The sequence below is a fragment of the Leifsonia sp. McL0618 genome (assembly GCF_049994905.1).
Classification (GTDB): Bacteria; Actinomycetota; Actinomycetes; order Actinomycetales; family Microbacteriaceae; genus Diaminobutyricibacter.
The window spans coordinates 1,912,238-1,925,164 of the sequence record NZ_CP188258.1; the positions used below are offsets into that span (position 1 = coordinate 1,912,238).

Genomic DNA, 12,927 nt, shown 5'->3' on the forward strand with positions numbered 1-12,927 from the left:
GATCGAGATCAGAGGGGGCGTCGAACTCCCGGCCCGCCGCGAGGACATCGAACTCCGCACGAGCGACGGGCTCACGCTCGTCGGCGAACTCGCGGCCCCGCTCGAACGCGCGCCTGTCGCGACACTCGTGACGCTGCACCCGCTTCCGACCGGTGGGGGGTTCATGGACTCCCACATCCTGCGCAAGGCGGCTGCACGCCTCCCGGCGCTTGCCGACATCGCTGTGCTGCGTTTCAATACGCGGGGGACCCGATCCCCTCGTGGTACGAGCGGAGGACAGTTCGACGGCGGCGTCGGAGAGCGTTTCGATGTCGTCGCGGCCATGGACTTCGTCGCTGAGCGCGGGCTCCCGCATCCGTGGCTGGTCGGGTGGTCGTTCGGAACCGAGCTCGCCCTGATGTACGGGCGGGAGCTGGCGGTCGACGGGGTCATCCTGCTCTCGCCGCCGCTGCACCGGGCGACACCCGCGCAGCTGTCGGCGTGGGCGGGTGACAGCCGGCCGATGGTCGCGCTCATCCCGGAGCATGACGACTACCTGCGGCCCGAGGCGGCCGCCGAGCGTTTCGCCGCCGTTCCCCAGATCGAACTCGTGAACGTCGAAGGCGGAAAACACCTGTGGGTGGGGGAGGCGCAGACGCGACGGGTGCTCACAGAGATCGTGAAGCGCGTCAACCCGGCCGCGCTGCCGCTGCCGACCGAGTGGTCGGGCCCGTCTGAGCCCGGAGCCTGACTGTTCCCGGGGCCTGACTGTTCCCGGGGTCAGAGCTCGTTCTGCCGGGGGATCACGACCTGCTTGATGATGAGCAGGATGGACGCGGCGAACGGGATGGCGATCAGGGCGCCCAGGATGCCGAGGAGCGAGCCGCCGGCCAGCGCTGCGATGACCACCACGGCGCCTGGGACCTGCACGGCGCGGTTCATGATGCGGGGGCTGAGCACGTATGCCTCGACCTGCATGTAGACGAGGTAGTAGATCGCCGCCGCGAGGGCGGTCGGCCAGCCGGACAGCAGGCAGAGGGCGACGATGATGACGGAACCGGTGATGGTTCCGACGAGAGGGATCAGCGAGAAGAAGAACGCGATGGATGCGAGGAGGATGGGGAACCTCGCACCGATGATCGTGAGGAAGATCGCGCTGAGGGCACCGTTGACAAGTGCAAGCGACACCTGGCCCCCGACGTACTTGCCGACCGAGTCGGTCACCTGGTCGGCCAGGTCGGCGAATCGGGAGCGCTTCGAGGCGGGAACCAGCAGGTAGCTGGCTCGTTTGATGCTGGGCAGGGATGCCGTGAAGTAGATCGTGAGGATGATCACGACGATCACCCCGAAGAATCCGCTCACGATGCCCAGACCCGTCTGCACGATGCCGTTGGTGATGTTGCCGACATTGCTCTGCAGCCAGTGGACGACGTTGTTGATGTTCTCCTGGTTGACGATGGTCGGGAACTGTCGCTGCAGCGACTCGAACCACTTCTGGGCGTCGCCTTTCTGCACCCAGGTCACGATGCCCTGGACCAGCTGCGTCGCCTGGCTGACCGCGATGGGCACGATCGCCCAGATCAGGGCGGTGAACGCGCCGATGATGACGACGAGCACGGTCACCAGTGCCGCCCACCGGGGGAACTTGCGCCGCTCGAGGAACGCGATCAGCGGTTCGATGCCGAGGGCGATGAAGAGCGCAGCCCCGATGTAGGTGAGGATCGTCGACAGAGTGACGATCGACATCAGGATCAGGAGGCCGAGGCCGACGCCGAGGGTTCCGATGAGGCCGAATCTGAACGCGTTCTGGATCTTCATCCGGACCTCCCCGTGGTCTAACCGTTGTCGTCCGCCGTCACCTTCTCAGCCTGCTGGAGTACACCGCGCAGGTTCTCGAAGTAGCCGGCGACGGCTTCTCGCTCGATCCTAATCTGAGCGAGCCGGTCCTCTGCGTCCGCCACGAGGCGTTCAGTGCGCTTTTCGGCGTCGTCGAGAAGGCCTGCGGCCCGCTTCTCGGCGTCTCCGACGATCTTCTTCGCCGTCGACTCCGCCTCTTTACGCGCGGCCTTGACCTCTGCGCGGGCTTCCGCTTCGATGGCGTCGGCCTCTTCGCGCTTCTCGGTCATCCGCTTGATGGCTTCGGCGAGCTGCTGGTTCGCTTCGTCGAGGTACTTCTGCATCTGGGCCACAGCTTCCTGGTGCCGCGCGAGGTGGTCCTTCTCGGCCTCGTCACGGCGAGCCTTCAGCTCGACGTCCAGATCGATGCGTGCCTGTTCGAGTTCGCGCGATCCGGCCCGTGCGGCGTCGAGGGCATCCTTGCGCACCTTCGCAAGTTCGGCCTCGAGTGCCGCCCTTGCCTCGGTGCTCTCTGCGGCGAATGCCGAGCGGGTCGACGCGATCTCGTCGGCCAGGTCGGCTCGTGCCTGCTCGATGTCGCTCGCCAGCTGCGCCCGCGCCTCAGACGAATCCTTCTCGAGGTCGACCCGGGCCTGCTCGGTCTCCTCCGCGAGGGCGACGCGGGTGTCCTCGGCCTCCCTGGTGAGCGCGATGCGCGTCTGCTCGCGCTCATTGGCAAGCTCGAGTCGCGTCGTCTCGCGTTCTTCGGCGAGGGTCGCCCTGGTCGTCTCGACCTCGTCGGCAAGTGCGGCTTTGGTGGTGTCGACCTCTTCGGTCAGCGCGCTGGTCTTCTTTTCGACTTCGGCCGCCAGGCGGCTCTTCGTCCGCTTGACCTCGGTGGCGAGCTTGCTCTTCGTCTGGTCGACCTCGGCGGCGAGTGCGCTCTTCGTCGAAGTCACCTCAGCGGCCAGGTTCGCCTGCGTCTGCTCGACCTCGGTCGCGAGGGCCGTCTTCGCCTGCAGGACTTCGTCGGCGAGTGCCGCACGGGTACCGTCGACTTCCGCCGTGAGTGCGTTGCGGGTCTCTTCGACTTCGGCGGCGAGCGCGTTCTTCGTCGTGCGCACCTCGGTCTCGAGTTCCGTTCGCGTCTTCTCGACCTCGGTGGCGAGGTCGGCCCGCGTCTTGTCGACGTCTGCCGCCAGGCTCGACCGGGCAGTGGAGACCTCGTTCTCGAGCGCCGTACGCGTGGTTGTGACCTCGTTCTCGAGGGCGGCCTTGGTGGTTGTGACCTCGTTCTCGAGGGCGGCCTTGGTGGTCGTCACCTCGTTCTCCAGGGCAGCCTTGGTGCTGCTGACTTCGTTCTCGAGTTCGGCCTTGGTCGTGCTGACCTCGTTCTCGAGTTCGGCCCTGGCCGTCGCGACATCGTTGGCGAGTTCCGTGCGCGTCTTCGTGACTTCGTTCTCGAGGTCGGCGCGCGTCGTCGTCACCTCGGTGGCGAGGTCGGCCTTCGTCTTCTCGACCAGCGCGGCGAGCGAGGTCGTCGTCTCCTCGACCTCGGTCGCGAGTGCGCTCTTCGTGCTGTCGACCTCGGCGGCGAGCGCGTTCCTGGTCTGTTCGACGTCGAGTGCGAGGGTGCGCCTGGCCTCGTCGACCTCGGTGGTGAGTGCGCTCTTCGTCTGCTCGACCTCGGCGGCGAGAGCACTCTTCGTGGCGGTGACCTCGGCGGCGAGATTCGCCTGCGTCTGCTCGACGTCGGTCGAGAGCGCCGTCTTGGTCTGCAGGACCTCGTCTGCGAGCGCGCTCCTGGTCTGCACGACATCGTCGTTGAGGGCGCTCCTGGCCTGCTCGACCTCGGCCGTGAGCGCGGTGCGGGTCTGTTCGACCTCGACGGTGAGAGCCCGCTTCGTCTGCTCGACCTCGGTCTCCAGCGCCAGTTTCGTCGTCTGGACCTCGTTGGCGAGGTCTGCGCGCGTCTGGGCGGTCTCGGCGGCGAGGGTGGCCCGTGCACGCTCGGTTTCGGCGGCGAGGTCGGCCCGCGCCTGTCGTGTTTCGTTGGTGAGCGCCGTTCGGGATTCGAGCGTCTCGGCCTCGAGGGTGACCCTGGTCTGCTCGATGTCGCGGGCGAGAGCCTGGCGGGCCTGCACGGATTCCTTTTCGAATTCGGCGCGCGCGGCATCGAGGTCGGCGGTGGCCTCGGCACGACGCTGGTCCAGTTCACGCTCGATGTCTTCGGCTTCCGCCCGGGCGGCAGCGGCCTCGCGGGTCGCGACGACCTTGAGCTCGGCAGCCTCGCGCTCGGCCTCGGCACGCACGGCGGCCGATTCGCGCTTACTGGTCGCTCGCAGGTCGGCCGCCTCTGTAGCGACGGCACCGCGGATGGCCGCAGCTTCCCGCATGGCGTCCTGCGTGAGCGTTTCCTTGTCTTCCTTCGCCTTCGCAACGAGCTCGGCCGCCTCGATCCGGGCATCCTCGAGCGCCGTCGCGGCGCGTGCGCGCGCGTCGGCGAGCACGCGCTCGGCCTGCTGTGCGGCCGCCTGCTTGATCTTCTCCACCTCTGCAGCGACGCCGCTGCGCAGCTTCTCAGCGTCGATGTCGGCCTGCGCGATCAGCCGGGTCGACTGCTCCTCTGCGACGCGAAGCGTGTTCTCGAGCTTGGTTCCGAGCCCCGAGAAGGTCGGGCTGCCGACCTCTTCGATCTCGGCGTTGAGCTCTTCGACGCGGATCTGCAGTCGTTTGATCTCCTTGGTCGATTCCGCGCTCTGCGTGTTCGACTTGATGAGCTCGCGGCGGAGCGCCTGGATGGCCTTGTCGACCTCATCCTTGTCGTATCCGCGGAATACCTGGGTGAAGTTCTCGTCGTCGGTCGCCACTGTCTCTCCTGGTCAATTGACTGCAGGCGTTCGGGGGGTGGGGCGCTGCAACCGATCCGATCTTACCGACCACGCCTGCGCGTCGCATTTGCGGTGCTCGCAGGCAACGGTTAGCGGGCTCTCAGGGTCGTCCGGTATCGTTGGGTGACTTTGTTTGTTGCCGTTCACCGGCGGTGTATCCGCTGTGATTGGTGTGGTCCAGAAACCCGATGAGGGCGGCAACCGCCGTCCGGCCGCACCACGGAATCGCTCAGCGAGAACGGGCAGCACAGGAGGAGCTTTTTTGCGTTTTGTACTCGCCATCGTCGCCTTCGTGGTGGCCGCCGTGCTGATCGTCGCCGGCATCGCCCAGCGCACGGTGTTCGCACCGCCGTCCCAGGTGTCGGCCGCGACCACCGTCAGCGGCGCCCCGCGGTTCATCATGGTCGACGGATCGGTGCTCAATTCCCACCCCGGGCAGCAGACGTTGTACGTCGACGGCGCCCCGAACGAGCTTGTCGCGTACGGTCGCACCGCGGATGTCACTGCGTGGCTGGGCGACCAGTCCTACGCGACGCTGAAATACGACGCGACGAGCGGCAGCCTGACGAGCAAGAGCGTGGCGCCCCAGCCAGCCGATGACGCCCAGTCGTCGACCGGCACTGCGCCGTCCACGACACCGCCGCCGGTCTCCGGCACCGCGAAAGGGGAGCCGGTCAAGGGGCCGAATCCCGCCGGCTCCGACCTGTGGCTCGAACAGTTCTCCGGTCCTGATGCGAACGTGACGCGCATGAACGTTCCCAACAACGTGAGCGTGATCATCGCGAGCGACGGCACGGCTCCTGCCCCGAACCAGATCCGCATCGTGTGGCCGCTCGACTCGAGCACCCCGTGGGCCGGACCGCTGATCGTCGGTGGTGGCGTGCTGCTCATCATCGGGCTCGCGCTCTACCTGTGGGGACTGTACGCACTGCGCAGGTCGCGCGGACCGAGGCGTAAGGGCGGACCCAAGATGCCGAAGCTGCCGAAGGCGCCGAAGTACAAGCCGACGAAGGCCATCGAGACGACTCCGAAGGGGCGCCGTTCCGCGCGTCGGGCCCTGGTCGCCGTGCCGGTCGTCCTGGTCGGCGCGCTCGCCCTGTCCGGCTGCTCGGGCGACTACTGGCCGCACTTCGGTGCGGCCGCTCCGCTGGCGAGCTCCACCCCGATCACCACCGAACTGCCCAAGGCGAAAGACGTTCAGCCCCCGGCGGTGACCGTTCCGCAGCTCGAGCGGATCATGACGAAGATCTCTGCCGTCGCTACGGCGGCGGATGCGAAGCTCGACTCAAAAGCTATCGCTACGCGTTTCACCGGCCCGGCCCTCGAGCTGCGCCAGGCGAACTACGCCATCCGCGCGAAGAAGTCGGACGAGCCAGCGCTCCCGGCCGTCGCCGCCGGCCCGCTCGCGCTGACGCTTCCCCAGGCGACGGACATGTGGCCCCGCGTGGTGTCCACCGTCGTGCAGGGTGCGAACAAGACACAGGCGCCGCAGGCCATCACCCTGGTGCAGCAGACCCCGCGGTCGAATTACCTCGTGACCTATGCCGTGTCCCTCGAACCCAAGGCGAAGGTTCCCGATCTCGCCCCGGCGAGTATCGGTGCGGCCGTCGTTCCGCCGGACTCGAAGCTGCTCCTCCTCCCTCCGCAGCAGGTCGCCACCGCCTACGGTGACATCCTGATGAAGGGTCCGAAGAGCACTTATTTCAACTTGTTCGAGGCCAAGGGCGACACCCTGCGTCCGTCGGTCGGTCTCGAATACAAGACGAAGAAGCAGGCGGCGATCCCCAAAACCGCATCGCTCACCTTCAGCAACAAGGTCGGCTCGGGTACGCCCATCGCTATGGCGACGAATGATTCGGGTGCTATCGTCTGGACGAACCTCGACGAGACGGAGACACTCAAGGTCGTCGAAGCCGGGGCCGAGGTCAACGCGGGCGCCAGTTCGGCTGCGTTGAGCGGGGTGAGCTCGAGTAAGAAGGGCATCGCCTCGACGTACGGGTACCAGCTGGCGTTCTACGTACCGCCGGCCGGATCCGACCAGAAGATCACGTTGCTCGGGTTCGCCCAGGGCCTCGTCTCAGCCAAGGAGGTTCAATGAGCCAGATTCCTCCCTCCCACCTGCGCGGAGCGGTCGACCTTTCGTCCCTGGTGAATCGCGCGGCGACGTCGGGTGGCCCTGCCGCTGCATCCGGTGCTGACCCGGATTCGCCGGCGCAGGCGCTCGTGCTGCCCAGCCTGTTCTTCGAGGGCACCGACGCCAATTTCAACGACTTCCTCGACCTGTCGATGACCGTACCGGTGATCGTCGACCTCGCTGCCTCGTGGGCAGAGCCGTCGCAGCAGCTGTCGAGGGTTCTCGAGCGGGTCATCCAGGACTATGCAGGACAGTTCGTCCTCGTCACCGTCGATGTGGATTCGAACCCCCAGCTCGCGCAGGCATTCCAGGCTCAGTCCGTCCCTGCGGCAGCAGCGGTGATCGCCGGTCGGCCGGTGCAGCTGTTCGCCGGCGCGCTGCCGGAGGCGCAGATCCGCGACGTCTTCGAACAACTCCTCCAGTTGGCCGCACAGAACGGTGTGACCGGCCGGGTGACCGTCGAGGGTGACGGTGCAGCACCCGCGGAGGCCGACGCTGCAGCCGAGCCGCAGCCCGAACCTCTGCCGCCGCACCACGCCGAAGCGTACGAGGCGATCGAGCGGGGTGACTTCGACGAGGCGATCGCGGAGTACAAGCTCGCGATCGCGCAGGACCCGCGCGACACGATGGCTGTCGCAGGCCTGGCCCAGGTGAGCCTGCTCGCACGTCTCCAGGGCAGGACGGCCGACGAGATCCGTTCGGCTGCGGCCCAGGACCCCGACGATGCGGAAGCGCAGGAGCTGGTCGCCGACCTGGACATCTCGGGCGGACACGTGGACGACGCGTTCGATCGGCTCCTTACGCTCTTCCCGAAGCTCGGCGGCCCGGAGCGGGACTCGGTGCGAGCCCGCCTGCTCGACTATTTCGAGATCGTCGGTGTGGACGACCCGCGTGTGATGAAGGCCCGGGCTAGGCTGGCGTCGCTTCTGTACTGACCCCACGCCAGACCAGACCCCGGGAGGCTCCGCATGGCGCGCGTCCTCGTCGTGGGTGGGACAGGTCTCGCCGGCCGTGCGATCGCGGCCGAAGCGGTGGAGCGGGGGCATGATGTGGTCGTCGCGAGTCGCCGGGTTCCGGATGACGACAGTACGGCCTATGTGCCCGGCGCCGTCTACGCGACGGTCGATCTGATCACCGGCGACGGACTCGAAGAAGCGGTCGAGGGCATGGATGTGCTGATCGATGCATCGAACGGGGTCGGACGTGAGGCAAGTCACACGTTCATCGCTGGATCGCAGAACCTCCTGCATACAGCCGCACGGTTCGGGGTGGGCCATGCCGTTCTGCTCTCCATCGCGAACGTAGACCGGTCCGCGTACTCCTACTACCGGGCGAAGGCGGCCCAGGAGCGCACCTACCACGATTCACCGATCGAGACCCGCATCGTGCGCACAACGCAGTTCCATGATTTCCTGGCCTCGATCTTCGCGTCCGGCGCCAGGATCGGGGTGATTCCGGCCTTCACGAAGGTGCATTTCCAGACCATCGCGGTACCCGACGTCGCGCGGATACTCGTCGACGCGGCGGAAGGCGGTGGGCCCCCGAACGCGACCCGTACGGTCGGCGGGCCGCGCATCCAGTCGTCCCGCGCGCTTGCCGAGGCCTGGAAGGCCGCAACGGGCTCCCGCGCCGTGATCGCCGGTGTGCGCCAGCCCGGCGCGCTCGGCGCGTCGTGGCGTGCCGGCGACAACCTGGCTCCCGATCAAGCGATCGAGGGGATCGACTTCGAGAAATGGCTCAGCGCGACGGTCTGAGCCACAGCCCTGCGAGCGGGGGAAGGGTGACCAGCGCAGAGGCAGGTCTTCCACCCCACGGCTCGTCGACGGCCTCCACTGCCCCGAGGTTTCCGACCCCCGAGCCCCCGAAGGCGACCGCGTCCGTATTCAGCAGTTCCTCCCACTGTCCGGCGAAGGGAAGGCCGACGCGATAGTCGCTGTGCGGGTTGCCGGAGAAGTTCATCAGCACGGTGATCGGATTGCCGTCGTCGTCCCACCGGAGGAACGAGACGACGTTGCCGGCCGCGTCGCCGCCGTCGATCCATTCGAAGCCGGCCGGGTCGTTGTCGAGCGCCCAGAGTGCAGCGTTGTCCCGGTAGACGCGGTTGAGCTGGCCGACCAGGTCGAAGAGCCCGCGGTGGGTCGGCTGGTCGAGGATCCACCAGTCGAGGCCGCGCTCCTCGCTCCACTCCGACGGCTGGCCGAACTCCTGCCCCATGAACAGCAGTTGCTTTCCGGGGTGCGCCCACATGAATGACAGGAAGGCGCGCACGTTCGCGAGTTGCTGCCAGTGATCGCCCGGCATCTTGCTGAGCAGGGACCCTTTGCCGTGCACGACCTCGTCGTGACTGATCGGGAGGAGGAAGTTCTCGCTGAACGCGTAGACGAACGAGAAGGTGATCTCGTTGTGGTGGTAGGAGCGGTACATCGGATCTTCGTGGATGTACTGCAGGGAGTCGTGCATCCATCCCATGTTCCATTTGAACCCGAAACCGAGCCCGCCGCTGGAGGTGGGCTGGGTGACACCACCCCAGCTGGTCGACTCCTCGGCGATCATGACCGTGCCGGGGTTCCGTTTGTACGCGGTGGCGGTGACCTCCTGGAGGAAGCTGATCGCTTCGAGGTTCTCGCGTCCGCCGTACTTGTTCGGCTCCCATTCGCCTTCTTCGCGCGAGTAGTCGAGGTAGAGCATCGAAGCCACGGCGTCGACACGCAGCCCGTCGACGTGGAACTCCTCGAGCCAGTACAGCGCATTCGCGACGAGGAAGTTGCGCACCTGCGAGTTCCCGAAGTCGAAGATGAGGGTGCCCCAGTCCTTCTGCTCGCCCCGTCGCGGGTCGGAATGCTCATAGAGGGGCTGCCCGTCGAACCTGGCGAGAGCCCAGTCGTCTTTCGGGAAGTGGCCGGGTACCCAGTCGACGAGCACCCCGATGCCCGCGCCGTGCAGCCGGTCGATGAGGTAGCGCAGGTCGTCCGGATGCCCGAACCGGCTGCTCGGGGCGTAGTAGCCGGTGACCTGATAGCCCCATGATCCGCCGAACGGATGCTCGGCCAGCGGCAGGAACTCGACGTGCGTGAAGCCGAGCTCCGTCACGTATTCGATGAGCTGGTCTGCGAGTTCGCGATAGCCGAGACCGGGCCGCCAGCTGCCGACGTGGAGTTCGTAGACGCTCATCGGACCGTTGTGCGGGTCGTGCGCCGAACGCGAGGTGAGCCACTCGCCGTCGTTCCAGCCGTAGTGGGTTTCGCCGACGACCGATGCCGTTGCCGGCGGCCGTTCGGTATACCGCGCCATCGGGTCGGCTTTGCGCACCCAGTTGCCGTCCTGCCCGAGCAGGTCGTACTTGTAGATCGTGCCGGGCGTGATGCCCGGAACGAAGAGCTCCCATACGCCGGTCGTGCCCATGTTGCGCATGGCGTGCTGGGTTCCGTCCCAGTCGTTGAAGTCGCCGACGACGCGCACCGCGCGGGCGTGCGGCGCCCAGACGGTGAAGCCGGTCCCTACCGCCTCGGCGGACACGCCGAACTGCGCCTTGTAGTGCGAGCCGAGCGCATCCCACAGCCGTTCGTGCCGGCCTTCGCCGATCAGGTGGAGGTCGAGGTCGCCGATCGACGGCCGGAACCGGTACGGATCGTCCGCCGTCCAGGAGGGGGCATTGGCGTAGTGCGTCTCGATCACGTAATCCTGGGGACCGAGAAGGCTGAATCCCTGCCAGATGCCGTGCGCGAGATGGCCGAGTTCGACACGGGAGCCGTTCGAGAGCACGGCGACGACCTCGCTTGCGAGGGGGCGGAGGGCGCGGATGACCGTGATCGGGTCGTCGATGCCTTCTGCGCGCACGAGATGCTGGCCGAGCACCGAGTGCGGGTCGTGGTGGCTGCCGGCAGCGACCGCGGCGAGCAGGGAGTCGTGCAGTGTCGGCAGGGCGATCGCTGCCGCCCCTTCGGGGATCGGGCTCATCAGGGGGTCCCCTTCACGGTCAGGATGTGGACCGGCTCGGTGAACGCGTCGAGCCGCACGTAGTTGTCGGCGCCCCAGGTCCACTTCGCCCCGGTGACGACGTCTTTCACTTCGAACAGGCCACCGGGCGGCACGCCGAACTGCGTGACGTCGAGGTGCACGATCGTCTCGCGCACGGAATGCGGATCGACGTTCGCGACCACGATGATCGCGTCCGGCTTGCCGCTGCGGGTGAACGATCCCGACAAGTATTTGCTGTAGACGAGGATCGCGTCGTCATCGCTCTCGTGCACGTGAAGGTTGCGCAACTGGCGCAGGGCGGGATGCTCGCTCCTGACCCGGTTCAGCATCGTCAGGTACGGGGCAAGTGACTTGCCGAGGTTCTGGGCCCTGGCGTAGTCACGCGGGCGGAACTCGTACTTCTCGTTGTCGATGTACTCCTCCGCGCCCGCGCGTGCCACGTTCTCGTACAACTCGAACCCGGAGTACACGCCCCAGGTGGGCGCACCGGTCGCCGCAATCGCCGCCCGGATCTTGAAGGCTGCCGGGCCGCCGAACTGGAGGTACTCCGTGAGGATGTCCGGCGTGTTCACGAAGAGGTTGGGCCGCAGGAAGTCGGCCGTGTCGTGGGCCAGGCCGTCGAGGAACCCGGCCAGCTCATCCTTCGTGTTCCGCCAGGTGAAGTACGTGTACGACTGCTGGAAACCCACTTTCGCGAGCGTGTGCAGGATCGCCGGCCTCGTGAACGCCTCTGCGAGGAAGACCACATCCGGGTAGTCGGCGTTGACATGGTGGATCAGCCACTCCCAGAAGCCGATCGGCTTCGTGTGCGGGTTGTCGACGCGGAAGATGCGCACCCCGAGCGAGATCCAGTAGAGCACGATGCGCAGTATCTCGTCGCGCAGCCCGATGGGATCGTTGTCGAAGTTGATCGGGTAGATGTCCTGGTACTTCTTGGGCGGGTTCTCCGCGTAGGCGATGGTCCCGTCGGGCAGCGTCGTGAACCATTCCGGATGCTTCTTCACCCAGGGGTGGTCGGGTGCCGCCTGCAGCGCGAGATCGAGCGCCACTTCGAGCCCGGCCTGCTTCGCCTTGCCGACGAAGAACACGAAGTCCTTCTCCGTGCCGAGGTCGGGGTGGATCGCGTCGTGACCGCCTTCGGCGCTCCCGATGGCCCACGGCGAACCAGGGTCGTTCGGCCCCGCGTTGAGCGTGTTGTTCGGGCCTTTTCGGAACTCGTGCCCGATGGGGTGGATGGGTGGCAGGTAGACGACGTCGAAGCCCATCGCGGCGACCTCGGGCAGCCGTTTCGCCGCCGAACGGAAGGTTCCCGACTTCCACGAGCCGTCGGGCTGCTTCTTCGCGCCTTCGGACCGCGGGAAGAACTCGTACCAGCTGCCGACGCCCGCGCGCGTGCGCTCGACCAGGATGCTGCGGGTGGGGGACAGGGTCGGAAGGCTGACCACGGGACGGGCGTCCAGCACACCGACCACGCGGGCATCCGTGGCCGCGGCAAGGCGCTCCTCCGGCGTCTTCGACGTGTCGGCGACCACCTTGGCGGCCTCGCCGATGTGACGACGCTCGGCGGTGCTCCTGCGCTTGTCGGCGGCGGCGCGCTCCAGGAGCCCGTGTCCCATCGTGAACATGAGCTCGACATCCACACCGGCGGGGACCTTCACCGTCGCGTTGTGCAGCCACGTCGCGTATTCATCGCCGTATGCCTGGATGCGGTACCGCCAGAGCCCCTCGGTCTCGAGCTGGACCAGGACCTCCCAGCGGTCCGTGCCGGGGGCGATCGCCTTCATCCGGTATTCGGTCTGGGCCCCGTTCGGGTCGAGGAGCAGCAGATCGACGCCGATCAGGTCATGGCCCTCGCGGAACGCCGTCGCCCGGAACGGGATGACCTCGCCGCTGAACGCCTTCGCCGGCCACGCACCGTCGTCGACCTGGGGGCTCAGGGCCAGGATGGGGATGCGGCCGATCGCCGGGGCGAACGACGAGGGCGCCGCCCCGTCGCCGGCCGGTGCAGCATGCGCGCGGGTGTCTGTGCCCGCCTTCTGGTTCTCCGCAGTCTTTCCCACCCCCTGACCGTACCGCGCGGGCCCGCGAGTTGGCACCCTTCGGCGCAAG

At 67.2% G+C, this 12,927-nt stretch carries 8 protein-coding genes; 4 read left to right on the forward strand and 4 right to left on the reverse strand.

Annotated features, from left to right (window positions below):
• Position 1: 1 nt before the first annotated feature.
• On the forward strand, positions 2–730 hold the full coding sequence (locus ACPPVQ_RS09160) for an alpha/beta hydrolase (RefSeq protein ID WP_426521201.1): 729 nt from the start codon (positions 2–4) through the stop codon (positions 728–730).
• A gap of 29 nt (positions 731–759) precedes the next feature.
• Here the strand turns inward: ACPPVQ_RS09160 and ACPPVQ_RS09165 are convergent, their stop codons facing one another.
• The gene (locus tag ACPPVQ_RS09165; RefSeq protein WP_426520802.1) at positions 760–1,797 is read right to left on the reverse strand and encodes an AI-2E family transporter; all 1,038 of its coding nucleotides are present in this window, start codon (positions 1,795–1,797) and stop codon (positions 760–762) included.
• Between the two features lie 17 nt (positions 1,798–1,814).
• Complete coding sequence (locus tag ACPPVQ_RS09170; RefSeq protein WP_426520804.1) at positions 1,815–4,685, reverse strand: hypothetical protein; 2,871 nt, start codon at positions 4,683–4,685, stop codon at positions 1,815–1,817.
• Positions 4,686–4,968: 283 nt separating this feature from the next.
• Between ACPPVQ_RS09170 and ACPPVQ_RS09175 the strand changes: the two genes are divergently transcribed.
• From ACPPVQ_RS09175 to ACPPVQ_RS09185, 3 genes are read left to right on the forward strand one after another with little or no spacing between them, the layout of a single operon-like run.
• A complete protein-coding gene (locus ACPPVQ_RS09175; protein WP_426520806.1) occupies positions 4,969–6,804 on the forward strand; it encodes a hypothetical protein in 1,836 nt (611 codons plus the stop codon).
• Complete coding sequence (locus ACPPVQ_RS09180) at positions 6,801–7,775, forward strand: tetratricopeptide repeat protein (RefSeq protein ID WP_426520808.1); 975 nt, start codon at positions 6,801–6,803, stop codon at positions 7,773–7,775. The genes ACPPVQ_RS09175 and ACPPVQ_RS09180 overlap by 4 nt, the downstream gene beginning before the upstream one ends.
• Positions 7,776–7,808: 33 nt before the next feature.
• The gene (locus ACPPVQ_RS09185; RefSeq protein WP_426520810.1) at positions 7,809–8,594 is read left to right on the forward strand and encodes an SDR family oxidoreductase; all 786 of its coding nucleotides are present in this window, start codon (positions 7,809–7,811) and stop codon (positions 8,592–8,594) included.
• Here the strand turns inward: ACPPVQ_RS09185 and glgB are convergent.
• Together glgB and ACPPVQ_RS09195 are read right to left on the reverse strand one after the other, a co-directional pair.
• Positions 8,578–10,797: a 1,4-alpha-glucan branching protein GlgB gene (gene glgB, locus ACPPVQ_RS09190; RefSeq protein ID WP_426520812.1), complete on the reverse strand. Its 2,220-nt coding sequence runs from the start codon at positions 10,795–10,797 to the stop codon at positions 8,578–8,580. The genes ACPPVQ_RS09185 and glgB overlap by 17 nt on opposite strands.
• The gene (locus ACPPVQ_RS09195) at positions 10,797–12,779 is read right to left on the reverse strand and encodes an alpha-1,4-glucan--maltose-1-phosphate maltosyltransferase (protein WP_426521203.1); all 1,983 of its coding nucleotides are present in this window, start codon (positions 12,777–12,779) and stop codon (positions 10,797–10,799) included. The genes glgB and ACPPVQ_RS09195 overlap by 1 nt, the downstream gene beginning before the upstream one ends.
• Positions 12,780–12,927: the final 148 nt, after the last annotated feature.

What these genes read in the sequence shown, in the direction of transcription:
- glgB (WP_426520812.1), bottom strand. Translation starts at nt 10,797, where the DNA reads ATGAGCCCGATCCCCGAAGGGGCGGCAGCGATCGCCCTGCCGACACTG.
- ACPPVQ_RS09185 (WP_426520810.1), top strand. Translation starts at nt 7,809, where the DNA reads ATGGCGCGCGTCCTCGTCGTGGGTGGGACAGGTCTCGCCGGCCGTGCG.
- ACPPVQ_RS09165 (WP_426520802.1), bottom strand. Translation starts at nt 1,797, where the DNA reads ATGAAGATCCAGAACGCGTTCAGATTCGGCCTCATCGGAACCCTCGGC.
- ACPPVQ_RS09180 (WP_426520808.1), top strand. Translation starts at nt 6,801, where the DNA reads ATGAGCCAGATTCCTCCCTCCCACCTGCGCGGAGCGGTCGACCTTTCG.